The organism is Rhizobium sp. 16-488-2b (assembly GCF_017741815.1).
Classification (GTDB): Bacteria; Pseudomonadota; Alphaproteobacteria; order Rhizobiales; family Rhizobiaceae; genus Rhizobium.
The window spans coordinates 1-24928 of record NZ_JAGHMF010000020.1; the positions used below are offsets into that span (position 1 = coordinate 1).

The window sequence follows — 24928 nt, forward strand, 5'->3', positions numbered from 1 at the left end:
CGCCTCCTCGCTGCTCGACGTTCTCGACGCCCAGCGTCAGGTCTCGCTCGCCCAGGCAAGCCTGGCCGCGGCCGTCCAGCAGATGGCCAGCGACTACGTCGCGCTCAACGTCGCCATCGGCGGCGGCTACAACCCGGGCGGCAACACCGCCCCGGCCAAGCCGGTCGCCGCAAAGGCAAGCACTGCAAAGGCAGGCTGAGACCACAGCAATTGATGAAAAGCCCCGGTTCGCCGGGGCTTTTTTGTTTCTGGAGTGCCCAGTGATTGCGGAAAATCGCAAAGCGGCGCAAGATTGGATTCGACAACGACGACGGCGTCATGTAGGCATTGATTAAACGATTAATCCAATTCGTCTGGTATCATGCCTCCAGCCCGACCGGGACCAAATCTGAGCAGGATCGCAACGTCGCTTGGCGTCTCCGTCGCGACAGTGTCGAACGCGCTCTCTGGCAAGGGCCGTGTGTCCGAACAGCTTGCCGAGCGGATCCGCGAACACGCGGCCGAGATGGGCTACGTCCCCAGCCAGGCGGCGCGCGCGCTGCGCACCGGCCGCAGCGGCGTCATCGGTCTGGTGCTTCCCGATATCGCCAATCCGCTCTTCCCCAAGCTCGCGCAGGCGATCGAGTTTGCCGCAACATCGGCCGGCTACGGCGTCCTCATCGCCGACTCCCGCGGCAACATCACCGCGCAGACGGAAGCCATCAACCGGCTGATCGAGCGCGGCGTCGAGGGACTTGTCATCGTACCGCGCCGCGCAACCCGCATCTCGGCCGCGAGCTGTCCGGTCGCCGTCATCGACACGGCCTCGACACCCGGCAACACGGTCGCCGCCGATCACTGGCAGGGCGGACGCGATATCGCCGACCACCTGGCCGAACTCGGCCACAAGCGCATCCTCGTGATCGGCAACAATCCGGAATCCAACGTCCAGAACGATCGTGTCGGCGGCATCCGCTCCGGTTTGCGTCCCGACATGCAGTCCTCCACCCTTTGGGTCGAGCGCCTGGAACGCGAGAACGGCATGGGCTGCACGCTCGGCCTCGCCGAAAAGGTTCGCGAAGGCTACACCGCCTTCGCCGCGCTGTCGGACCTGCAGGCGCTGAGGGCGCTCACCGAACTGCAGCGCGACGGCATCGTCGTCCCCGACATGGCAAGCGTCACCGGCTTCGACGACCTGATCTTCTCCCCCGTTATTACACCGAGCCTGACGACGGTGGCGATGGACATGGCGACGATCGCCGATGTCGCCATCTCGTCGCTCCTGAAAACCATCCAGGCAAGCGGCAGCCGCGAAGGCGTGCTCGTCGCTTCCGAAACCGATCGGGTGCCCATGCAGCTGATCGTTCGCCAATCATCGGGTCCCGCCGATCCAGCCAGGATCGACCCGACCAATAGCGACCCAAGCAAACTGGACCTAGCCTCTCAGACGGAGAACTCCTGACATGAAGCATGCCCTCATCGCCTCGGCGGCCCTTCTGGCCCTCACGCCCGTCGCCGCCAGCGCTCAGGAAAAGACGCTCACCATCTCCGTCTACGCCTTCGCGCAGGATGACTTCAAATCGATCGTCTACGACCCCTTCGAAGCCAAGTGCGGCTGCAAGCTGGTGGTCGAGACCGGCAACAGCGTCGAGCGCCTGGCGAAGATGGAAGCCAACAAGGCCAACCCCGTCGTCGACATGGCCGTGGTCTCCATGGCCGATGCGCTGTCAGCCACCCGCAAGGGCCTGATCGACAAGATCGACACCTCGAAGCTCACCAATTTCGGCAAGCTTTACGACCTCGCCAAGGATCCGAACGGCGACGGCATGAGCGTCGGCTATACCTTCTACGCCACCTCGATCGCCTACCGCTCCGACAAGATGAAGATCGAGAGCTGGGCCGATCTGCTGAAGCCTGAGTATGTCGGCCACGTCGCTTTCCCGAATGTCACCACCAACCAGGGCCCGCCGGCGCTCTACATGCTCGGCCTGGCACTCGGCAAGGACAGCCCCGACCTGAAGGCGCCGATCGCAGCCGTCGGCGAAAAGAAGGACGACATCGTCACCTTCTACGAGAAATCCTCGCAGCTGGTGCAGCTGATGCAGCAGGAAGAAATCTGGGCAGCCCCGATCGGCCGCTTCTCCTGGGCTGGCTTCACCAAGCTCGACGTCCCCGTCTCCTGGGCAACGCCCAAGGAAGGCCAGACCGGCGGCATGAACGTCATGGTCATGACCAAGGGCTCGAAGAACCAGGACCTCGCGCTGCAGTTCATGGATTTCTGGCTCTCCACCGAGATCCAGACCAAGCTCGCCGAAAAGCTGGTCGACAGCCCGGCCAACAAGGAGGTGAAGGTCTCCGACGAAGCCGCCAACAACCTCACCTACGGCGAAGATACGGTGAAGAACCTGAAACTCATCCCCTCGGCTGCAGCCCTCGATAACCGCGCCGGCTGGCTGAAGGAATGGAACGACACGGTCGGCCAGTAACGGTCGAGAGACACCGAAACGGCTCCGGCTCCGGCTGGAGCCGCACCATGTGATTGCTCTGAAAGACGCCTCATGTTTCAAAAACGCACGGAAGCCCTGGCGCTTGCCTTGCCCGCGGCCCTGTTCGCCGCGCTGGTCTTCCTGCTGCCCGTCGTCATCCTTCTCTCGGAAGGCTTCCACATCGACGGCAGCTGGACGCTCAGCGCCTATACCGGCTTCTTCTCGCAATCGCTGAACCGCACGGTCTTCCTGCGTACCTTCAAGCTCGGCCTCGAGGTGACCGCCGTCTCCGCCGTCATCGGCTATGCGGCGGCGTTCGCCATCGTCAACCTGCCGCCGAAGGGCAAGGGTCGGATGATCGGCCTCGTCACATTGCCTTTGATGATCTCGCCGGTCGCCCGCACCTATGCCTGGATCGTCATTCTCGGCCGGACGGGCATCGTCAACCAGGCGATCCAGGGCCTCGGCCTCAGCGACAGCCCGCTGCGTCTGCTCTTCACCGAGACCGCCGTCTTCATCGGCCTGCTGCAGCTCTTCCTGCCGCTGATGATCCTCTCACTGATCAGCGCGCTCGAAAACATGCCGAAGGACGCCATTCCCGCCGCCCGCGTGCTCGGCGCCAACTGGTTCCAGGTGTTCTGGAAGGTGATCCTGCCGCTGACCCGCGAGGGGCTCGTCGTCGGCGGCACGCTCGTCTTCACCGGCTCGCTCACCGCCTACATCACCCCCGCTGTCCTCGGCGGCTCCAAGGTGCTGATGCTGGAAACCCTGCTCTACCAGCAGGTCTCGGTCGCCAACGACTTCGTCGCCGCAAGCGTCATCGCCTTCATGCTGATCGTCATGAGCTTCGCCGCCAACATCCTCTTGAAGCGTCTGGCTACAGCGAGGAACAAGCGATGACCTCCCGCATCCTCTCGCCGCTGGTGCTCGGCCTGCTGCTGATCTTCCTGATCGGCCCCTTCTTCATCATCATCGCCGCCTCGCTCTCTGCCGGCGATACGCTGGCCTTCCCGCCGCAGGGCCTGTCGCTGCGCTGGGTCTTCAAGGTCTTCACCATCGACAGCTTCCGTGACAGTTTCGCCATGTCGATGCTGCTTGCCGTCGGCGGCACGCTGGCAGCCCTTGTCCTCGGCATCCCCGCCGCCTACGCGCTGTCGCGCTACAAGCTGCCGGGCGCGGAAACCATCCGCACCATCGTCTCGCTGCCGATCATTGTGCCGGGGATCATCGTCGGCCTGGCGCTGTTGCGCTATCTGGTCGTGCCCTTCGGCTTCAACATCACGCTGGCGCTGTTCTTCGCGCACACCGCACTGGTGCTGCCCTATGCCGTGCGCGTCGTCTCGGCGAGCCTCAACAACCTGCGCTCCGATATCGAGGAAGCAGCTGTCCTGCTCGGTTCGTCGCGCGCGGGCGCCTTCTTCCGCGTGGTGATGCCGAATATCCGCGGCGGCATTCTCGCCGCCTTCATCCTCGGCTTCGTCACCAGCTTCAACCAGGTGCCCGTCTCGCTCTTCCTGTCAGGTCCAGGCGTCCGCACGCTGCCGATCGACATGCTGGGCTACATGGAAACCACCTACGACCCGTCGATCGCCGCGCTCTCGGCGCTGCTCGCTTTTCTTTCCATCGGCATCGTCTTCCTTGCCGAACGCTTCCTGGGGTTCTCTCGCTATGTCTGACACCTATCTGCAACTCGACAAGCTGACGCTTGCCTACGGCGATACGGTCGCGGTGAAGGATCTCGATCTCTCGATCAGGAAGGGCGAGCTCGTAGCACTCCTCGGCCCCTCCGGCTGCGGCAAGACCACGACCATGCGCTCGATCGCCGGCCTGCTCAACCCCGCCTCCGGCCGCATCACGCTCGATGGCGCCGATATCACCCGCGTTTCCGCCAACAAGCGCAATGTCGGCCTGGTCTTCCAGTCCTACGCGCTGTTCCCGCATCTGACCGTCTATGAAAACGTCGCCTTCGGCCTGCGCCTCAAGGGCGTCAGCGGCCAGGATCTCGACAGCAAGGTGACCGCAGGAATCAAGTCCGTCGGCCTCGCCAGTTTCGCGGCCCGCAAGCCGGGCGAACTCTCCGGCGGCCAGCAGCAGCGCGTGGCGCTTGCCCGCTCGATGGTCATGGAGCCCAAGGTGCTGCTTCTCGACGAGCCGCTCTCCAACCTGGACGCCCGCCTGCGCCTGGAAATGCGCGCCGAGCTGCAGCGCGTCCAGAAGGAAACCGGCGTCACCATGATCTTCGTCACCCACGACCAGATCGAGGCGCTGGCGCTTGCCGACCGGATCGTGGTGATGCTGAACGGCGGCATCGAGCAGATCGGCACGCCGGAGGAAATCTACAATAAGCCCGTCTCGGCCTTCGTCGCCGATTTCGTCGGCTTCGAAAACGTCTTTGCGCTGGAAAACGGCAAGCTCGCGACATCCAACTCACTCGTCGAGCTTTCCGCTCCAGTGCCGCAGGCCGCAAAGGGCCTGGCCTGGCGTCCGCGCATGGTGATCCTTGGTTCAGGTCCTTTCCAAGGCACCGTGCGCGGCACCTCGTTTGCCGGCAACGTCAGAGAATATCTGCTCGACACGCCGCTCGGCCCCATCAAGGCCGAGGTCGATGCTAGCGAGCCGAGCCACGCCATCGGCTCCACGCTTTCTTTCGACCTGCCGCTTGGCGCCGCGGCCCCACTCTCTCGCTACAGGTAACATCATGGGCGTCTGGATCGACACCGACATGGGCTTCGACGACATCGCCGCCATTCTGGTCGTGGCGCATGCCAAGCTCGACATTGCGGGCATCTCGCTGGTCTTCGGCAACACGCCGCTGCCGCAGGTCCGCGTAAACGCTGCCGGCGCCGCCAAGGCCTTCGGCTGGACCTTCCCGATCCACTCCGGCCGCGCCTCAGCCGTGCTTGGAGAGATCGAGACCGCCCAGGCGATCCTCGGCGAAACCGGCATCCCGACATCGGGCAAGACCTTGCCCGACGCCGCTGCTCTTCCCGACAGCGACGCCTTCACCGCCTTATGCGACTGGCTCAAGCAGGACGGCCCGCACCGCATCCTGGCGCTCGGCCCGCTGACAAACATCGCGGCACTTGCACTCGCCCGCCCCGATCTCGCCGCCCGCATCACCGAGCTCACCTGGATGGGCGGCGGCGTCACGTCTGGCAACCACACCGCATCCGCCGAGTTCAACGCGCTGGCCGATCCCGAAGCGCTGGCGATCGTCATCGCCTCCGGCCTGCCGCTGCGCATGGTCGATCTCGACCTCTGCCGCAAGGTCATCGCCGTCCCTGACGACGTAGCCCCGATCCGCAAGGCCGGCGGCGCCAATGCCGAGATGCTGGCCGATTTCCTCGACGGTTATATCACCATCGGCACCAGCCGTGGTCGCGCCGGCATGGCGATCTACGACCCGTGCGCCGCAGTCGCCTTCGCCCACCCCGAGATCGTTACGTTCCGCACAGCCCGCATCGACGTCGAGCTGCAGGGCAAACTCACGCGCGGCCGCACCGTGGTCGAAACCCGCGCCACCCACGCCAAGCCGAATGCCGACTATGCCGTCGAGATCGACAGCGAGGCCGCCCGCGCCATCATCCTCGGCGCGCTCCAGCAGGAGGCCGCCCGATGAGCCAGTTGGAACCCATGGACCTCAGCGATCCGAAACTGCGCGCCCGCGCCGTTGCCGCCGCGCGCGGCGATGCGCCCTTCGACGTGCTGATCACGGGCGGCCAGCTGCTCGACGTCGTCACCGGCCTGATCCGCGACGCCGATATCGGCCTTGTCGGGCCGCTGATCGCAAGCGTGCACGCCCCAGGGAGTCGCAAGGACGCCAATGAGACGATCGACGCCCGCGGCAGCATCATCGCACCCGGCCTGATCGACACCCACATGCACATCGAAAGCTCGATGGTCACCCCATCGGCTTACGCCGCCGCCATCCTGCCGCGCGGCGTCACGACTGTTGTCTGGGACCCGCACGAATTCGGCAATGTCCACGGCATCGATGGCGTGCGCTGGTCGATCGAGGCAACGCGCGGCCTTCATCTCCGCACCATCCTGCTTGCCCCCTCCTGCGTGCCCTCGGCTCCGGGCCTCGAGGTCGCGGGTGCCGATTTCGACGCCTCCGTCATATCCGAACTGCTGCGTCGGCCCGAGATCGGCGGCGTCGCCGAAGTCATGAACATGCGAGGGGTCATCGACGGCGATCCCCGCATGACCGGGATCGTCAATGCCGGCCTTCAATCCGGCAAGGTGGTCTGCGGCCACGCGCGCGGACTTGACGGCAGCGACCTCAACGCCTTCATGGCGGCGGGCGTCACCTCCGACCACGAGCTCACCTCGGCTGACGACCTCCTGCTGAAGCTCGCCGTCGGCCTGACGATCGAACTGCGCGGTTCGCACGATCACCTGCTGCGCGAATTCGTGGCGGCGTTGAACGGCATCGGCCACCTGCCATCGACCGTGACGCTCTGCACCGACGACGTCTTTCCCGACGAGCTCCATTACTGTGGTGGCCTCGACGATGTCGTGCGCCGTCTGGTCAGCTACGGCATGAAGCCCGAATGGGCGCTGCGCGCCGCGACCTTCAACGCCGCCCAGCGCCTGCGCCGCCCCGACCTCGGCCTGATCGCCGCCGGCCGCCGCGCCGATATCGTGCTGTTCAAGGATTTCACCGAGTTCGAGACCTCAGCCGTCTTCGCCAATGGCCGCCTCGTCTCGCGCGACGGCAAGATGGCGATCGACCTGCCGGCCGTCGACAGCGCGCCGCTGCAGCACTCCGTCAAACTCTCGGCGCTGACCGAAAACGACTTCCGCATCCCCTCCGAGGGCAGCCGCGTCCGCGTCGCCACCATCGACCGCCCGCGCTTCACCCAATGGGCGGAAGCCGAGACCGCCGTCGTCGATGGCTATGTCGTCCCACCGGAGGGCAGCGCGATGATCTCGGTCGTCCACCGCCACGGCAAGGCCGACGCCCGCCCGCGCATCGGCTTCCTGACCGGCTGGGGAACATGGCGCGGCGCCTTCTGCACCACGGTTTCGCATGACAGCCACAACCTCACCGTCTTCGGCGGCAATGTCGAGGACATGACCATCGCCGCCAACGCCGTGATCGCGGCCGGCGGCGGCATGGCTGTCGTGCAGGATGGCGAGATCAAGGTGCTCCTGCCGCTCCCCCTCTCCGGCCTCGTCAGCGAAGCTCCGCTCGAAGAAACGGCAGAGACCTTCCGCGCCATCCGCCGCGCCATGGAAGACGTCGTCGACTGGCGACCGCCCTATCTGGTCTTCAAGGCCTGCTTCGGCGCCACCCTCGCCTGCAACCTCGGCCCGCACCAGACGGATCGCGGGATCGCCGATGTGCTGACGGGACGGGTGGTGGAGACGCCGGTGATTGAGGTTTTGTAGGGGTGGTGTGACGCGTAATTTTTGGCCACTACCGTTGCAATCGTGGCGACGTGCTTAGATCCTCGGGACAAGCCCGAGGATGACGCCGAGAATGTATATTGCCTCATCACTTCAATAGGTTACGAACATCCGCCACTCTCTCCAACGTCATCCTCGGGCTTGTCCCGAGGATCTAAGCACGGTCCCATTTACTCGACGTGAGTGGGCACTTGGCACTACCCGCGCACCACAAAACCCCGCCCCCGAGCAGAGGTCGGCGACGGCTGGCAGGCAACTCCCAAAAACGGGAATGGGCAGGCGGCATCGTATAAAGTGGTATGGGTATCAGGCGTTCCACCTGCCCGGCCACTTCGAGGTTTCCGGTTCGTCCGGGCCGACAGGAGCGTCTCTCGGCCTTTCCTTGCCGGATGGATATCAGGCCCTGACAGCCGTCGATCCACCTGTGGCGACCATCACCGAACGCCGGATACCAAACTTGGCGTGACCGGTTCGCGAACCCGGCTCCCTGTCCGATGACATGGCAATTGTGGAACGGCACCGGATGGTGGGGACGAACGAGGACGATGATTTCGGCCAAGGCGCTGATTACCAAGCGATATTTGTGACGCGCGACATTAAATCTTGCCCGCTGCCGCAACAGACACCCCTCACCCCGCGGCCAACTCCCGCTCCACCAGCCGCGTCCAGAACGCCACGCCCGGCCCGATCGCATCATCGTTGAAATCGTAAGCCGTGTTGTGATGCAGCGCCCCATCCACCGCCGGGCCGTTGCCGAGCCAGACGTAGCATCCCGGCGCCTGCTGCCCGAAGAAGGCGAAGTCGTCGCCGGCCGTCGAGGGCGGGAAGTGTGTCACGACCTTCTCGCCGAACACGTCGGAAGCCGCAGCCAATGCCCGCTCCGTCGCATCGGCATCGTTGACGACAGGCGGAATGCGCCGTTCGAAGCCGTAGTCGGCGGCAATTCCGAACATCGATGCGGTGCCCTCCGCCAACCGGCCGATCTCGTGTTCCAGCTGGTCGCGGACATCAGGCGAATAGGCGCGCGCCGTGCCGCCGATCTCGACGATATCGGGGATGACGTTGAGCGCCTTGGGGTCGCCCGCCTGAAGCGAGCAGGCGCTGACGACGGCCGGCTGCAGCGGATCGACGACGCGGCCGACGATGGTCTGCAGCGATGAGAGGAATGTGCCGGCAGCGGTGATCGGGTCGCGGCCGAGATGCGGCTTGGCACCGTGCGTGCCGGTCCCCCGGAAGGTGACGCGCCAGCTGTCGGAGGAGGCAAGCTGCGGCCCGGCGACCACGGCCATCTCATCCACCGCGAGGCCCGGCATGTTGTGCAGCCCGTAGACGGCGTCGCAGGGGAAGAGCTCGAACAGCCCGTCCTCCACCATCCGTTTCGCCCCGCCGCGCCCTTCTTCGGCTGGCTGGAAGATGAAATGGACGGTGCCGGAGAAGCCGCGCGTGGCCGCGAGATGCCGGGCGGCGCCGATGAGCATCGTCGTGTGCCCGTCATGGCCGCAGGCATGCATCTTGCCCGGCACGGTCGACTTGTAGGGACGATCGGCAATCTCGGGCATGGCGAGCGCATCCATGTCGGCGCGAAGCCCGATCGTCCGTGTGCCGTTGCCTAGCTGCAGCGTGCCGACGACGCCGGTGCCGCCGAGCCCGCGATGAACCTTGATGCCCGCCTCGCCCAAGAGCTTCGCAACGATGTCGCTCGTCCGCACTTCCTCGAATCCGAGTTCCGGATGCGCGTGCAGATCGCGGCGCAGCGCGGTGAGGAACGGCAGATCGGCTTCGATCTCGGCGGAAATAGGCATGCGATTGAGGATCCTGTAGACACAATCGGGCGCCGGAGCGACGCCCGTGATAGACCTTGTTTATCAGGCAAATGAGCGGCGAATTCAACCTTTCGCGACTGCAGCATTGCGTCTTGCGGCGCCGTTGCCGCCGATCTCTCAGACTTGTGAACGCACGGAGAATTTGCGGCGCAATACCGGCGCTTGACAGCAACCGGGCTTGGGTGACGTAATCCCCGCAACGCGAAAGGCCGCATAATGAGCGACGACCAGATCCCCGCCGATAGCAAGCTGACCAATTCGAAACGCCGCTGGGCCTACGAAGGCAAATTCCTGACCGGCCGCACGAGCCGGCCCGAAACCGACCGGCTGCCGCCCGGCCAGCATCTCGTCAAGAACTGGCCGGTGCTCGATCTCGGCGAACAGCCTGCTGTGTCCACCGACACGTGGCGGCTGGAGGTCGGCGGGCTGGTCGAGACCCCGCTTGATCTCAGCTGGGCCGCCTTTCAGGCGCTGGAACAGAGCACCCGCGTGTCGGATATCCACTGCGTCACGACATGGTCGCGCTACGACAACAAGTGGAGGGGCGTCGCAACGCGCGATCTGCTCGATCTCGCCATGCCGAAACAGCAGGCAAGCCACGTCATGCTGACCAGCTATGACGGCTACACGACCAACCTGCCGCTTGCCGATTTCGCCGCCGAAGACGCCATTCTCGCCACCGCCTGGGAAGACCTGCCGCTGACCCGCGAGCATGGCGGCCCGATGCGGCTGATCGTGCCGCATCTCTATCTGTGGAAGAGCGCCAAGTGGCTGCGCCGCATCGACATCATGCCGGCGGACGCGGCCGGTTTCTGGGAGCGCAACGGCTACAGCATGTATGGCGACCCCTGGCGCGAACAGCGCTACGCCGACGATTGATCGTTGCGCATCCGCGAAGCCTCGCACGCTTGGAGGGACCAAACGCGTTTAACGCGCATTCCTTCCCGTTCGACGCGAAGATTTACTCGCCTCTACATTGAATATTCTGTTCAAACGAATCCTTTGGTGTAAGTTGGCCGCAGAATGGTGCACCGCATGAACCCATCCTGGGTTGTTCGATTAACCTGTCGCACATTTCACGCCTGAGTTGATGACCAAGGACACCACGTTTCACACCGTCACGCAGAAGCTTCTCGACGCCTGGCTGAGCACGTCTCCGCATCAGCCGGGGCCGCCCGAGGCTGTCTATCGCGATGCGGTCGACCTTTTGACGATCAAGATGCGACTGACGGTTGTCGTGCTCGATGGCGAGGATCCGATGGACTGGCGGCTGCAGGTGGTCCGCTCCTCCGGCTTTGCCTCGCGGATCCTCAACATCAACAAGCTCTTCGCAAACCAGCGCATCGGCGATTTCAAGGATCGCAGCTATATGGAGACGGCGGTCATTCCACGCTATCGCGAGGTGATCGCCTCGCAGAAGCCGTCGATGGAAATGGTCAAGACCGAGCTGCTCGGCGTCAACATCGCCTATGAGCGCATGGTTCTGCCGCAAAGGACGACCGAGGCCAAGCCGGCCTGGCTGCTGACCGTTACCAACGGCCGCTTCATGTTCAACGCGCCGGAGCGGCAGGCAAAGCTCGACGGCACCGACGAGGCCGTCGTCCAGCTTTTGACCGAGGGCGCGACCGCCAAGCAGATCGCCACCGAACTCGGCATCTCGCATCGCACGGTCGAGCACAGACTGGAGCGGATGAAGGAACGATACGGCGCCAAGAACACGGTGCACCTCACCGCCATGCTGGTGGCGATGCACCTGCACCGCGAGACCGACCGAAACTAGATCTGCTTAGGCTTCGCACTAAGCAACCGCCGGCACCCCATCACGATCAGGAAGCAGAGAGCCGCAAGGCCGGTCAGCGATGCCATGCTGGCGGGATGGGTGGGGATGTCGGCCCAATGCGGGCGGATCACATCGGCCGTGTTGAAAGCCTCGCCGCTGAAGGCGCAGGTGATCAGCGACAGCCCGCGCATGGTCATGGCGACGTCGATCTCGGAGACGATCGCGTCCGCAGCCTTGGTCTCACGCGGCATGTCGCGCAGCTTGAGCAGCACCGCCTTGGTGGCCGCCAGATAGGCATGCGAGCATTCGTTGAAGGGGCTCGCCTCATCCGTCACTCCACCAGGCATCTTGCCCCAGAAGCAATAGGCATACTGGATCGCGGCATAGTTCAGCACGCGGCGAAACGGCTCGTCGGTATCGGTGGCGCGAGACGCGAGGTCGATGATGGCGGCCCGATGCTCGGCCATCACGATCATTTCGCCATGCGATATCTCGGGAATGGCGAGACCGGTATGCGGCCCGTCCGTGCTGCGCTGATGCGCGACCGCTTGCCCGCCGGCGGCAAGCAGCGGCAGGATGAGGCACAATAACAGACGGGCGGATCGAGCGATCATGTCAAACAAAAGCCCCGGCCGAACCGGGGCTTTCCTTTTCGTCAGTGAAGAACCGGCGCGGCCGGCCGGCGAGCGGCAGAGGCGACCGTTAGCTTGCGCTCGGCAAGCGCCCCGAACGCGAGACCGATCACGGTCCACAGGATCGCATGCATGCCGATCGAGGTGGTGCGGAACTGCCAGAGCACCATTGCCGAATAATTCTCCGGCACTTCGTTGATGACAGGCAGCAGATACTGCACGACGCCGATGAAGAGCACATAGGCAAATCCGGCCATGATCGCGCCGTTCCATGCGCCGAAGCGAGGCGCCAGCCGCCGGGCAAGCGAGATCGCGGCAATCAGCGCGGCGATCGACACCACGATCATCAGGAAGAACAGCTCGGTTCTGACCCCGATCGTATCCGGATTGCCGACCGCGGGCGGATTGGCGGGATACTTGATGTTGGGCACGATGACGACGGCAACGAAGGCAGCGCCTGCGATAACCGCCGAGGTCGCCCGCGCGCTGAGCGTGCTGACGCGGCCCTGCACGAAGGCGAAGATCAGCGCGAAAATGCCGCCGACGGCGATCGCATAGGCCATAACGCCGGTGAACAGGCCGATGCCCGCCTGTGTGGCGCGGCTCACCAGTTCCGGCTCGGCCGCTTCACCGGCAGCCTGTGCTGCCGCCTCTTCGAAACCGATCGCCTGGTCGACGAGCGGCTCGCCGAACGTATGGGCAAAGGCAAACACCAGGACGCCAGCGATCAGGCCCGCCAGCATGCCGCGAAGCAAAAGTTTTCCAACCATGTCTCAAACTCCCTTAATGGCAGGGAAAACCGAGCAGGTGTCGGCCGTCATGCACGAACTCGTGCACATACATGCCGTTGAACAGCGCCATCGCGCCTTCTTCGGTGCCGACGAAATAGATGGCGATCAGCATCAGCAGGCCGCCGAAAATGGCCCATGGCAGGATGTCGCCGACGGGAATGGGAGCAGCCACCGAGGTGGGCGCGAGCGTGGTATGAGACATGAATTCCTCCTGGAAAAACGCGTTCAGTCGAGAATGTTCGTGGGTAGGGTCTGACTTCCAGTTTGAGGTATCCTCATCCTGATCACAGTGGCGCGACCGCACCGGAATTTCACCGGCTTCCAAACCTACGAGATCAACGTTATAGCTGCCGGCCTCGACCTGTCAACGCGCTGTCACACAAGGGCACGATTACAGAAGGGCATCTCTCGCGTGACAAGGAAAAAGCCAGCGTGATGACGCGTCTCACCTTCATCTGCCACGGCGCCACCGACGCCATCAGGCAGGCCCGTTTCCCGCTCGACGAGGCGCTGGAGGAGAAGGCGATTATCGAGGCACGCGCATTGGCGCCGGCCATGCCGCGCGCCGACCGCATCCTCACCAGCCCGGCGCTGCGCGCACGCCAGACGGCCGATGCCCTCGGGCTTGGCGCCGACATCGCTCCCGCTTTGGCCGATTGCGATTACGGCCGATGGGCCGGCCAGTCGATCATGGCGCTGCAGGAGAGCGAACCGGACGCCCTCTCTACTTGGCTAACCGACACCGACGCGCCCCCGCACGGCGGCGAAAGCATCCGCGCCCTTCACGACCGCGTCGCGCCATGGATGCAGGATCAGTCCGCGCTCGGCGGCCACGCCATCGCAATCAGCCATGCCCCCACCATCCGCGTTGCGGTGCTGATCGCGCTCGGAGCGCCGCTCTCCTCTTTCTGGCACATCGATGTCGAGCCGCTCTCAGCGGTCAGGATGACCAGCAACGGCACCCGCTGGGCGCTTCGCTTCGACCGCGTGTAATTTCGATAGTTTCACATCCAGAAATTTAGATAAGCCTTGCGCAAGCCAATTGCGCAAAAGCTAAATCGCCTGGCATTTCCAGGTGATAATCCTTCGTAAAAGGAGGCCTGACCATGTCTTACGACTGGAACGGGGCGCGGCTGAAACGCACGCGTCTCATGCGGTTTACGGGCGGCGCGATCTTTCTGTGCCTGGCCGTCACCGTATCCATGCTGATGCACCTCTAGCATGCGAATAGCGGGCGAACGACGATGTTCGCCCGTTTCCTTTCCCGTATTTCATTAGATACGGATACGCCTATGAGTAGGCGCAGATAACTAGAAGTCACCCCCTAGTTTCAACGGATACTTTAGACTTCCGTGCTATATCCCACCAAGGTGGAGATGGAGTGGGGAGCATGCCGGTATTTTTCCGGAGTAGAGCCGGACGGCAGTGGCTGTCCCTGATAGTGCTTGGCGCGGCCTTGTGGGTCGTCGGCGCGGTGTTGGAATTCGGCGATCTGCTCGCCTTGTTCGTCCAGCAATTCGATAGCTACGGCGCCGACAAGTTGGTGCTCGCACTCGCCGTCGCCGGCACGATGAGCTTCGTCTATTCCGTCCTGCGCATCACCGATCTCCGCAAGGAAATGGACCTGCGCGCCAAGGCGGAAGCCAAGGCCGACTGGACCGCAACGCACGACCACCTGACCAAGCTTCCCAACCGCTACGCCTTCGAGCGCGCCGTGCTCCTGCATCGGCGCGCGCAGATCGATGCATACAGCGAGGAATGGGAGCGCAATGTCAGCATTTTCTGCGTCGATCTCGACGGCTTCAAGAAGGTCAACGACCTGATCGGCCACAATGGCGGCGATGCGCTGCTGGTGGAGGTCTCCAAGCGCATCTGCGCCATCGGCAGTGCCAATTCCGTCTATCGCTTCGGCGGCGACGAATTCATCATCGTCGCGACCGGACTGTCGTCGCAGCATGAGGAGCGCCTGTCGCGGCTTTTGATCCAGGCCGTCACGCGCCCGATCCACATCAACGGCTTTGCCGTCGAAGTCGGCGCCAGCGTCGGCTATGACCGCTGGCAGCAGGGCGAGCGGCTGGAAGATACCGCCCACCGCGCCGACCTCGCAATGTACGAGGCGAAATCGCGCGGGCCGAACAACTACCTCGCCTTCGAAGCCTCGATGCGCGACAAGGTCGCACTGCGCGCCTCGCTGGAAGCGAAGCTCCGCGTCGCGATCAAGAACAAGGCGATCCGCCCGTTCTATCAGCCGCTGATCGATCTGAAGACCGACGAAGTCTGCGGCTTCGAGGCGCTGGCCCGCTGGACCGACGACGAGGGCAACAGCATTCCGCCCGCCGTCTTCATCGGCATCGCCGAGGAGACCGGGCTGATCACCGTGCTCTTCGAGGATCTGCTGAGCCAGGCCTGCAACGATGCGCTCGCCTGGGACGATCACATCACGCTCTCCTTCAACGTCTCGCCGGTACAGATGGAAGACCGCCTGTTGACGGCGCGCATCTTCAAGGCGCTGACAGTCAACGATCTCCCCGCCCATCGTCTCGAGATCGAGATCACTGAAAACGCCCTCATCCAGGACCCGGCTAGCGCCGCGGCCGTCCTCGATGAGCTCCACGATGCCGGCGTGCAGATCGCGCTCGACGATTTCGGCACCGGCTATTCCAGCCTCTCCCAGCTCGCCAGCTACCGCTTCGACAAGATCAAGATCGACAAGAGCTTCATCGCCACCTATCGCGACGACGAGCGCCAGGAAAAGATCGTGCGCGCCATGCTGGCGCTTGGCGTCAGCCTGAATATCAAGACCACGGCCGAAGGCATCGAGGAGCCGCGTCAGCTCAACCACCTGCTCTAGCTCGGCTGCGATATCGGCCAGGGCTACTTCTTCGGCCGACCGATGCCGGCTGGCGACATAGCCCTCTTCCTGAGCCAGAGAAACGCGACTTTGGCGGCCGAATAGGCACGCTTCCGGCCTTTCGCCGTAAAATTAGCCATTTGTGATGGAACCATTCAAGATGTGGCGACGTTGGTACGTCGGGTCGCATAGGCGCCATTGTCTGCGGCACGCTTTCGGCGTGCGAAAACGCGGCGATCCACGGTTGGGCACCGCGGTTCCCGATTGAGTGAAGAGTGTACCCTTATTCATAGGAGAGGGATCTTATCATGAATGTTCGCATCCTTACTGCGTCAGCAGCGATACTCATGCTTGCCGGGTCAGCCTCGGCGGCCGACCTTGTCTCCGAACCACCACCCGCACCCGTCGAGCAGGCAGCACCTGTCTTTACCTGGACTGGCTTCTACACCGGTCTTCAGGGCGGCGGCGCCTGGGGCAATGGTGATTTCTCCGGCATCGGCTCGTCCAACATGAACGGCGGCCTGATCACCGGTTTCGCAGGCTATAACTGGCAGCTGGACAACAGCATCGTGCTGGGTGTTGAAGGCGACGTATCCTACAACTGGAACTCCGAAGACGTCGGCGTCAACAGCTACAAGTTCGACACGACGGGATCGGTCCGCGCCCGTGTCGGTTACGCGCTTGACCACGCCCTGCTTTACGGCGCGGCCGGCTGGACCGGTGCCCGCGGCCATGTCGACACACCTCTCGGCAGCGACAGCGCCACCTTCTCCGGCTGGACGGTCGGCGCCGGTGTCGACTACGCCTTCACCGACAACGTCTTCGGCCGCCTCGAATATCGCTACAACGATTACGGCAGCAAGGATCTTCTGGGCGTCGATACCGACTTCAACCAGAACGTCGTGACCGTCGGCGTCGGCTTCAAGTTCTGATCTCGCATGCATAAAGGCGGCACGCCGCCTGTCGAAAGAGCCCGGTCCTGCACCGGGCTTTTTCGTGTCGGCAGCAGGCGGAGTGCCGTGGGCGCGTTTCAGGCTTGCGTCAGTTGAGAGCGCTATGCGGCGCCTGGGCTGAAAACCGAAAGCGATCCGCATGCCGCTTGAAACACACGCCACGACATCTTCCTCCCCGCAATCCTATTCACTCGTGCAACGCATCCTCCATTGGCTGACGGTGCTGCTCGTCTTCTTCAATCTCCTGCTCCCCGACGGAATGAACGCCTGGAACCGCAGCATGCGCCTCAACGGCAGCGCCACCGCCGACCAGATCGCAAGCGCCAACATCCACGCCTGGGCCGGCATCGCGATCCTGGTCGCCGTGGCGCTGCGTCTGGTCCTCAGGGCAACGCAGGGCGTACCGGCGCATTCGCCGGACGAACCGCCCCTCCTCAGAGCCGCCGCCAGCATCGCGCATGGCCTGCTCTATCTTCTGCTGCTCGTCATGCCGCTGACCGGAATGGCCGCCTATTATTTCGGAGCAAATGCGGCGGGCTCCGTCCACGCCGAGATCTTGAAGGTCATCCTGTGGGCCTTGATCGGCCTCCACGTGCTCGGCGCGCTTGCCCACCACTTCTACTTGAGGAGCGACAGGCTGCGGCGGATGACAGTGGGCTAAGTGGGGTGGCCACGACGCAAAGATCTGTGGGCTTTGCCTGACAGCGCCCGTGATTTCCTTGTCCGACTCACCATCAGAAGGTAAGAAGTCGCTAATAGACGGCCGCGTGACAGGCCGAACCGTTAGTACGTCTTCAACCTCTAACGCATAAAATCTCAATCAAATTCAGCAGCATAGACTGCCGCCGCGCACCCACGCGGCGAGCCGAAAGGTGTGATCATGCGGATACCATTCATGATTTCAGTATTGGCGACAATGCTGATGGCCTTCCCCAATACCAGCACGGCCGGCTCGACGCTGCGCGCATCCCGCTCGATCGGCGCGCCCATCGGCTTCCCCTCGGCCTGCACCCGTTATGCCTGGCTCTGCCACAATACCAGCAGCGGCGAGATCAGCGACGAAAAGGCGATGCCGCTTCTGAAGAAGATCAACCGCGATGCCAATTCGAGCGTCCGGCCGGCAACGGACTATACCACGACGGGCAAGACCGAATACTGGTCGCTGCCGATCAACAACAAGGGCGATTGCGAAGACTATGCGCTTCTGAAAATGAAATCCCTGCTCGACGCCGGCTTTCCCGCGAACAAGCTCGCCATCTCAGTGGTCATCGACCGCAAGGGCGGCAACCACGTCGTGTTGCTTGCCCGCCTGAAGTCCGGCGACTATGTGCTCGACAACCTCGCAGGCAGCGTAAAGCCCTGGTCCAGCACCGGATACACCTTCCTCGCCAGCCAGAACTTCAACAACAAGAGCGCATGGCAGGTGACGCTAGCCGGACCGCGCGCTGCCCAGTTCTCCGGCACCTGAGGGCCTTCGGCCCCGACGTTGCCCCTGCCCGCGCAGGCTCTTCACAATGCGCCGGAGGCACGCCTAAACTCCAAAAGCCCGGGCACCTCGCCCGGGCTTGATGTTTGCGACGGTGAAATGGCACGGCTTGCGTAAACCGCCGCCATTTCCCCATCGAGGCATGCGCGACCAGGGCTTAGTGGCCGCTGCTGCCGCCAGCGCCACCACTGCCGCCGTTACCGCCGGAACCGCCGCCGGCACTGCCGCCGTTGCCGCCCGCGCCACCAGCACCACCGTTGCCGCCGCCGACACCGCTGCCGCCGCCACCACCGTTGCCGCCGGCACCACCGCCGCCGCCGCTGCTGCCATTGCTGCTGCCGTTGCCGCCGTTGCCGCCGTTGCCGCCAGCACCGCCGTTACCGCCGCCATTGTTGCCGCCAGCACCACCGTTGCCGCCGGTACCGCCGCCGCCGCCGCCGCCAGCGCCACTGCCGCTGCCGCCATTGCCGCCGCTGCCGCCGTTGCCGGCATTACCGCCGTTGCCGCCGTTGTTGCTGCCGCCGTTGCCGCCGTTGCCAGCAGCACCGCCGTTACCGCCGCTGCCGCCACCGTTGCTGCCACCATTGCCGCCAGAACCACCGTTGCCACCGCTTCCGCCGAAGCCACCGTTGTTGCTGCCGCCATTGCCGCCATTGCCGGCCTTGCCGCCGTTACCACCGTCGCCGCCATGGTTGCTGCCGCCATTGCCGCCGTTGCCGCCCTTGCCGCCGTTGCCGCCGCGGTTGTTGCCGCCGTTGCCACCGTTGCCGGCAGCACCGCCGTTACCGCCGTCGCCGCCCCACCAGCTGCCGCCAGTGCCGCCGCCGCCGCCGTTGCCGCCATTGCCGCCATCGCCGCCTCGGTTGTTGCCGCCGCGACCGCCGTTACCGGCTTTACCGCCGTTACCGCCGTCACCGCCCCACCAGCTGCCGTCGTTGCCGCCGCCGCCGCCGTTGCCACCGTTGCCGCCATCGCCGCCTCGGTTGTTGCCGCCGTTGCCGCCATTGCCGGCATTGCCGCCGTTGCCGCCCTTGCCACCATGGTAGCTGCCGCCGTTTCCGCCGCCGCCGCCATTGCCGCCATTGCCACCGTTGCCGCCGTAGTTGTCGCCGCCATTGCCGCCGTTGCCGGCATTGCCGCCGCTACCACCGCCGCCACCGCCATTGCCGTGGCCATGTCCGTGGCCATTACCATTGCCGGGGTCGTTCCAACCGCCGCCATTGTTATTGCCGCCATGATGGCGGCCACGATGACGGCCACGACCGTTGCCGTCATCCTCGCCGCCAGGATCACTGATTACAGTGACAGGGCCGGCGCTTGCGGTATTGGTACCACCGCTGCTACCGCCGCCATTACCACCATTATTGTTGCTGGAAGAACCGTCACTCCCGTTCCGGCCATTCCGATCATGGTTGGAATCCGTGAAGGGGTTTACATCAAATATCGACTGCACCGGGAAGCACAGTCGCTCCTCAATCGATCCCGGCTGCACGTTTCTGCAATCGAGATTGAGCGCCTGGGCGCTCCCTAGGCTCGTTCCTGCCAGCAGAAATCCTACACTGACAGAGAGCTTCAATAGTGTTCTGTTCATTTCGCTCACTCCCATCGTTAACGTGGCGTTAACAGGGAATTTTTATATGAGTGAGCTATAATTTAGAAAGGACAAATAAAAATGAGGAGCGTACTCATTTCGGCTGCAATTGCATTATTTAGTATAAAAGCATCATCTAATAGTAGATAATCGCGGAACCAATGAGTAACACAAGGAGCTTTATATGCGGAGAATTGCGGCCATTCTAAGTTTTGTTATGAGTATTCCTTTAATTTCTAGTCAGAGTTTTGCAGGATCCGAAATTCCCGCCAGCCGTTCTATCGCTCCTCCTGTTGGATTTGGCGCTGCCTGTGCCAAATACGGATGGGTATGCCACGGAAAAGGCGGGGTCGACGTAGGGGACAAGGAGGCGCTGAGGGCGCTTCAGGAAGTCAACCGCTTCGTAAACTCGAAGGTGAAGCCCACCGAGGACCGCATCACGAAGGGCCGTCGTTCGGACAACTGGACGCTGCCCGTCAACAACAAGGGCGACTGCGAGGATTATGCCCTCCTGAAGATGAAGACCCTGCTCGATATCGGGTTTCCAACCAGCAAGTTGGCCCTATCGGTGGTCCTCGATCGCAGCGGCGAGAACCACCTCGTGCTGATCGCCCGCCTGAAGTCCGGCGATTACGTGCTCGACAATCTCGCCTACAACGTCAAGCCATGGCAGCGCACGGGCTACACCTTCCTCGCCAGCCAGAACTTCAACAGCAAGGCCAATTGGCAGGTGACCCTGGCAGGGCCTCGCGCCAGCCAGTTTATCAAGGGCTGAAAGGGCGTTATCGGCGCAATCGACCATTGAAGGCCGCGCGTTGCGGCTTTCGCAACCAATACTGGAATCTCTCGCGCCGCTGGCAGAATTAGACATGTTGCGGATGAGATACACGTTTCTCAATGCAACGCGACCGGCCACGCCGCCGCAATGTTGTCATCCGGCTGTAACCGGCGATCCAGTAGGCAAATTCCTATCAACCACGATAGGAACGCCCCCTATGACTATCCGTAGCATCCTCCTTGGCTCCGCTGCCGCCATGAGCATCATGCCGGCAGCACAGGCTGCCGACGCCATTGTCGCGGCCGAACCTGAAGCCGTCGAATACGTCCGCGTCTGCGACGCATACGGCACCGGCTATTTCTACATCCCCGGCACCGAGACCTGTCTTTCGATCGGCGGTTACATCCGCGTCGAGGAACGTTTCGGCCGCGACCGCTCCGGCACCTCCGACTGGTCCTCCTGGACCCGTGGCCAGGTCACGTTGAGCTCGAAGAGCGAAACCGAATACGGCACGCTGACCGGCGTCATCACGCTGCGCACCAACGCCGAGAACGCCACCAACCAGACCGCCCTTCTGCAGGAAGGCTATATCGACCTCGCCGGCTTCCGCGTCGGCATGCAGTATTCCTGGTGGGATAACGACCGCAGCATCGGCACCGGTGAAACCGACGTGATCTCGAGCAACCAGACGATCCACAACTCGGTTCGCTACATGTACGAGACGCCGAACTTCAGCGCCGGCGTTTCCGTCGACGAACTGGAAGAACGCTATCGCACCAAGCCGGGCGAAGGTCCGAACAATGTCGGCGTCACCGGACAGCTCTTCGGCAAGGCCGGCGCCGTCAGCGGCTACCTGCTCGCCGGTTACGACACCGACACCGAGGAAGTGGCGCTGCGCGGTATAGTGTTTGCCGATGTCGGCCCGGGCCAGCTCGGTGTTTACGGCCTGTGGGCCAGCGGCGCCAACTACTACTACGAGGAATCCGAGTGGGCGCTCGGCGCGCAATACGTCTACAAGGCCACCGACAAGCTCTCGATCATCCCCGGCTACCAGTATTTCAGCAAGATCTCACTGGATTCCAACGGCGAGTTCACCGGCGGCGACGCCTGGCGCGCCGGCGTGACCGTCGACTACAAGATCGCCAAGAACCTGCTCACCAAGCTCAGCGTCCAGTATTACGATCCTGACAACGCGCCCGAGCAGGTCCAGGGCTTCCTGCGCTTCCAGCGCACCTTCTAAGCAAACGCAAACGATGGGCCGCGCTTCGGCGCGGCTCACTTTTCTTCTGTCCTGAGTGATGGGCCTGCCAACCGCGAAGATAATCGCCCGGAGCGGATACGCGCGGAAAGTTGCATGGTGGCCACGCAATAGCCGGCTTACGAAGGAGAAAAGGCGAGGAAGTGTTTTTTTGGTGGCGGAACAATGCGATCCGCCCTATCGTTTCCTCTAGGCAATGGAGGTTGCCAAAGGAGGAAAACATGAACGATAGCGTTTTTGGCTTTCTGGTCGCCGCGGAAATGTCCGCTCTGTTTTGGGCTGGCGTGTTTTTGGTCGCAGCGACTTTTTCTTGAGACAAATATTATTGTCTTGAAACGGTGTTATCGCTGGAAGAATGGTAGCGGGGGACCGTGATGGCCTCTATCACCGACTTGACGGACCTGGACTTATTGATTTCGGAAACTGGCAGATCGACCTGAAAACGGCGATTTCCGACTATTTACGGCGAAAAGAGCCGACTGCCGCCAACATTCCTAAAAGCAGAACTTTGAAAGCACGCGAGATGGACTAGCCCCTCGGCGTGATCAACGCCGCGTATTCAGCTTGGGAAGCTTCGAGAACCCCGAGCAAATTCAAAGCGGCGTTTCACTGAGACTGGACCTCGCCGGGCTCGATCCGGCGAGGTTTTGAAACGCCGTATCGGAGATATTCATGCAGCAGTTTGCGCATTCATTTGTTCCGACCTTTCCTCCCATGATGTTCACCAAGTCCTTTGCCGAGACGGCCGCCAGCTACCTACAGCATGGCGGAGATAATCGGCACCTTCAGCCCATCATCGAGCATTTCGGCGATCGAAACCTCGCGACCATCTTCCCGTTCGATGTAAAGCAGATGGCGATTGACCTCTATCCGACGCAAAGCAATGCGACACGCAACCGCCAAGCGCTCACGCCGGCACGAGCCGTGATCAACCACGGATACGAGCGCGGCTGGTGCAATCTGATTCGCATCAAGAAATTGAAGGAGGAGAAGCCGCTTCCGAAAACGCCAGCATCGCCGATATGGATGCATGCGTTTATCCGTCGCTGCGATCAAGACGGACTGCCGCATCTGGCGGCCTTGGTGCTCTTCATGGCACAGACTGCGGCCAGGGTGAGCGAGGCGGTAAGCTTGAGATGGAGGGACGTGGATCTTCCGGCACGGCGGGCAGTTATTCTAAAGACGAAGACAGGCACCAACTCGATTCGTCACTTGACCGACGAGCAGGTATCTCGGCTGCGCGCCATGCGAGGCAGCGAGCCTGACGACGCCCCAGTGTTCCGCTATCGGAACCGCCACGCGGTGAATGAGCGGATCAAAGCGGTCTGCAGGCGAGCAGATATCAGCTACAAATCATCCCACCTTTGCGGGCGCCACACCTTCGCCACTACCGCCATCGACCTCGGGATGGATGTGAAGACGGCAATGGAGGCTGGCGACTGGAAGACGGCAAGCATATTCCTCGGGATCTACGTGCACCCTCGGCAGAACTCAGGGCGCATAGTCGCCGATCGCTTCAATGCCTTTCAGTTCGATACGAACCTTTAACGCTGGATTCGTCCGACCGCAAAAACATTCGAAAACGAGAGGCCAATATTTACTCAACATAAAGTTTAATTGTAGAAGCTTGGCGATATTGGGGGCGAAGCATGAAAATCAACATTGCCGACATTACACTAGACGTCCAGAACTTCAGGCACGCTACCGTAGCCACTGAGCGGGAGGCTATGCGCATATTGCTATCGGGTGAAAAGACCCACAAAGTTTTTGAGCTTGCCAACGATATTGTCGAAATGCGCGGGCTGGATCCATCGTCCCTCCTGATTGTGATGAATGATGACGCCCACCCCGGCCACTACATTGCGCTAGAGGGCAATCGGAGAATCACGGCCCTTAAAACGTTGATTAATCCAGAGTTGGCGGCTGATCTTCCGACCTACGCGCAGTTTAAAAAGTTGAGCTCAGGCTTTCTGGCGCTGGGCATCACGCAAATCGAATGCACGATCCTCGACCGAAAAACTGCTTTCGACTGGATCAAGCGCAAACATTATAACGGGATGGGCGGACGAGGCGTGATGCCATGGAACGCCTTAGCCACAGCTCGCAGCGATGCCTCCGAGGGTCGCCCGCCCAGGTGGATGATCTCTTTGGATCTCGCTGCTACTTATGGTCACTCAGCTGACGACTTGCTGGACGGAATTTCCTCAAAGACGACTACAGTCGAGAGGGTCCTATCTTCCAGCCACATGTCAACGATTTTGGGCATTTCGTTCGACGCAAAGGCGAGAAGCATAGCCCCAGACAACGGAGATTTGAAAGCCGCCGCCGGGCTAATTGCCGCCATGCTGGCCGATATGGCGCGTAAGGACTTTACCGAACCAACGGTTACGACAGCCGATCTGCAACAAATATACATTGAGGGTTTTGAGCATCTCAATGTGCTGAAGAAGCCCGCCTCCACGGGTAGCCACAGTGGGGCAAGCAGCAAATCGAACGGCACCTCGACCGGTACTGGTCAAGGATCATCCGGAGCAACCGGCCACGGAGGTGCGCCAGGAACAGGCGGCGGAGCCGGAAGCACCGGACCCGCGCAAGCGGCAGCAGCAACCGCCGGAGCAACCGCCAAATCAAAGGCTGTGAGGCAACGTAACAAGTTAGCTGATAAGGGATTAAGAATATCTAATAAGGCGCTCAATCGTCTCTATTCGGAACTTCGAAAGCTAAATGTCGAAGTTTATCCTCATGTCGGCGCTGCGATGAACAGGATATTTTTGGAAAAAGCGACGCTAATCTTCTTGGAAGATATGAACGTCGCTTGCAGAAACCCTGCAGGCTGGAACGATTTCAACGTTAAGCTCAAAGACAAAGTCGCTGGCGCGCTCCACACGATCGATCCGCAGAAGAAAAACACCAAGCTTGACTACGCTAGGGACGTTGCAAATGGCGTGCAGAACAAACTGCACACCCTAGATTACCTGAACCAGGCCATCCATAACCCGGCAAATCTCCCGGCTGCGAGCGAGATAATCGGAATATGGGACCGTTTCCACCCATATTTCGAAGAGCTTTTCAAAGTGCTTGAATCTAATGGAAAATAAAGCTGGCCGA

22 protein-coding genes and 2 pseudogenes are annotated in these 24928 nt (G+C 62.3%); 20 read left to right on the forward strand and 4 right to left on the reverse strand.

What is annotated here, in order from left to right; genetic code table 11:
• From J5286_RS17415 to J5286_RS17450, 8 genes and pseudogenes are all read left to right on the forward strand, one after another.
• A pseudogene (locus tag J5286_RS17415) lies at positions 1-199 on the forward strand (TolC family protein); the annotation flags it as partial.
• Positions 200-361: 162 nt separating this feature from the next.
• The gene (locus tag J5286_RS17420) at positions 362-1441 is read left to right on the forward strand and encodes a LacI family DNA-binding transcriptional regulator (RefSeq protein WP_209191466.1); all 1080 of its coding nucleotides are present in this window, start codon (positions 362-364) and stop codon (positions 1439-1441) included.
• 1 nt (position 1442) lies between these two features.
• Entirely contained in the window at positions 1443-2465 is a 1023-nt protein-coding gene (locus J5286_RS17425; RefSeq protein WP_209191467.1) for an ABC transporter substrate-binding protein, read from the forward strand.
• A gap of 72 nt (positions 2466-2537) precedes the next feature.
• Positions 2538-3365, forward strand: coding sequence for an ABC transporter permease (locus tag J5286_RS17430; protein WP_209191468.1), 828 nt, complete (start codon positions 2538-2540; stop codon positions 3363-3365).
• A complete protein-coding gene (locus tag J5286_RS17435; RefSeq protein WP_113239678.1) occupies positions 3362-4141 on the forward strand; it encodes an ABC transporter permease in 780 nt (259 codons plus the stop codon). The genes J5286_RS17430 and J5286_RS17435 overlap by 4 nt, the downstream gene beginning before the upstream one ends.
• Complete coding sequence (locus J5286_RS17440; RefSeq protein WP_209191469.1) at positions 4134-5159, forward strand: ABC transporter ATP-binding protein; 1026 nt, start codon at positions 4134-4136, stop codon at positions 5157-5159. The genes J5286_RS17435 and J5286_RS17440 overlap by 8 nt, the downstream gene beginning before the upstream one ends.
• A 4-nt stretch (positions 5160-5163) precedes the next feature.
• Positions 5164-6084, forward strand: a complete 921-nt coding sequence (locus J5286_RS17445) for a nucleoside hydrolase (RefSeq protein ID WP_209191470.1) — start codon at positions 5164-5166, stop codon at positions 6082-6084.
• The gene (locus tag J5286_RS17450) at positions 6081-7859 is read left to right on the forward strand and encodes an adenine deaminase (RefSeq protein ID WP_209191471.1); all 1779 of its coding nucleotides are present in this window, start codon (positions 6081-6083) and stop codon (positions 7857-7859) included. The genes J5286_RS17445 and J5286_RS17450 overlap by 4 nt, the downstream gene beginning before the upstream one ends.
• A gap of 647 nt (positions 7860-8506) precedes the next feature.
• On the opposite strand, the gene J5286_RS17455 is transcribed toward J5286_RS17450, so the two are convergent.
• Positions 8507-9679: a M20 aminoacylase family protein gene (locus J5286_RS17455; RefSeq protein ID WP_209191472.1), complete on the reverse strand. Its 1173-nt coding sequence runs from the start codon at positions 9677-9679 to the stop codon at positions 8507-8509.
• A 237-nt stretch (positions 9680-9916) separates the two neighbouring features.
• Here J5286_RS17455 and J5286_RS17460 point away from each other — a divergent pair, with 237 nt between their 5' ends.
• Both J5286_RS17460 and J5286_RS17465 read left to right on the forward strand, forming a co-directional pair.
• On the forward strand, positions 9917-10579 hold the full coding sequence (locus tag J5286_RS17460; RefSeq protein WP_209191473.1) for a sulfite oxidase-like oxidoreductase: 663 nt from the start codon (positions 9917-9919) through the stop codon (positions 10577-10579).
• A gap of 211 nt (positions 10580-10790) precedes the next feature.
• Positions 10791-11480, forward strand: a complete 690-nt coding sequence (locus J5286_RS17465) for a response regulator transcription factor (protein ID WP_209191474.1) — start codon at positions 10791-10793, stop codon at positions 11478-11480.
• Here the strand turns inward: J5286_RS17465 and J5286_RS17470 are convergent.
• The 3 genes from J5286_RS17470 to J5286_RS17480 are packed head-to-tail and all read right to left on the reverse strand — an operon-like array spanning position 11477 to position 13105.
• Positions 11477-12094 carry a hypothetical protein gene (locus J5286_RS17470; protein ID WP_209191475.1) on the reverse strand — a complete coding sequence of 206 codons (618 nt, stop codon included), beginning with the start codon at positions 12092-12094 and terminating at the stop codon, positions 11477-11479. The two genes, J5286_RS17465 and J5286_RS17470, sit on opposite strands and share 4 nt — an antisense overlap.
• Before the next feature lie 41 nt (positions 12095-12135).
• Positions 12136-12882 (reverse strand): CbtA family protein, encoded by a 747-nt coding sequence (locus J5286_RS17475; protein WP_209191476.1) that lies wholly within the window; start codon positions 12880-12882, stop codon positions 12136-12138.
• A 13-nt stretch (positions 12883-12895) separates the two neighbouring features.
• Positions 12896-13105: a CbtB domain-containing protein gene (locus J5286_RS17480; protein WP_018902549.1), complete on the reverse strand. Its 210-nt coding sequence runs from the start codon at positions 13103-13105 to the stop codon at positions 12896-12898.
• Between the two features lie 230 nt (positions 13106-13335).
• Here J5286_RS17480 and J5286_RS17485 point away from each other — a divergent pair, with 230 nt between their 5' ends.
• The 10 genes and pseudogenes from J5286_RS17485 (at position 13336) to J5286_RS17530 (ending at position 24918) form a co-directional block, all read left to right on the forward strand.
• Positions 13336-13896: a histidine phosphatase family protein gene (locus tag J5286_RS17485; RefSeq protein WP_209191477.1), complete on the forward strand. Its 561-nt coding sequence runs from the start codon at positions 13336-13338 to the stop codon at positions 13894-13896.
• 397 nt (positions 13897-14293) lie between these two features.
• Positions 14294-15859 (forward strand): annotated as a pseudogene (locus J5286_RS17490) (putative bifunctional diguanylate cyclase/phosphodiesterase).
• Positions 15860-16062: 203 nt separating this feature from the next.
• A complete protein-coding gene (locus J5286_RS17495) occupies positions 16063-16686 on the forward strand; it encodes an outer membrane protein (RefSeq protein ID WP_209191478.1) in 624 nt (207 codons plus the stop codon).
• 160 nt (positions 16687-16846) lie between these two features.
• A complete protein-coding gene (locus tag J5286_RS17500) occupies positions 16847-17368 on the forward strand; it encodes a cytochrome b (protein WP_209191479.1) in 522 nt (173 codons plus the stop codon).
• Between the two features lie 234 nt (positions 17369-17602).
• Complete coding sequence (locus tag J5286_RS17505) at positions 17603-18175, forward strand: transglutaminase-like cysteine peptidase (RefSeq protein WP_245206217.1); 573 nt, start codon at positions 17603-17605, stop codon at positions 18173-18175.
• 178 nt (positions 18176-18353) lie between these two features.
• Positions 18354-19724, forward strand: coding sequence for a hypothetical protein (locus J5286_RS31545; protein WP_209215365.1), 1371 nt, complete (start codon positions 18354-18356; stop codon positions 19722-19724).
• Between the two features lie 244 nt (positions 19725-19968).
• Entirely contained in the window at positions 19969-20559 is a 591-nt protein-coding gene (locus tag J5286_RS17515) for a transglutaminase-like cysteine peptidase (protein ID WP_209191482.1), read from the forward strand.
• A 220-nt stretch (positions 20560-20779) separates the two neighbouring features.
• Positions 20780-21802, forward strand: coding sequence for a porin (locus tag J5286_RS17520; RefSeq protein ID WP_209191483.1), 1023 nt, complete (start codon positions 20780-20782; stop codon positions 21800-21802).
• A gap of 690 nt (positions 21803-22492) precedes the next feature.
• Positions 22493-23368 (forward strand): tyrosine-type recombinase/integrase, encoded by an 876-nt coding sequence (locus tag J5286_RS17525; RefSeq protein ID WP_209191484.1) that lies wholly within the window; start codon positions 22493-22495, stop codon positions 23366-23368.
• 101 nt (positions 23369-23469) lie between these two features.
• Positions 23470-24918 (forward strand): hypothetical protein, encoded by a 1449-nt coding sequence (locus tag J5286_RS17530; RefSeq protein WP_209191485.1) that lies wholly within the window; start codon positions 23470-23472, stop codon positions 24916-24918.
• Positions 24919-24928: the final 10 nt, after the last annotated feature.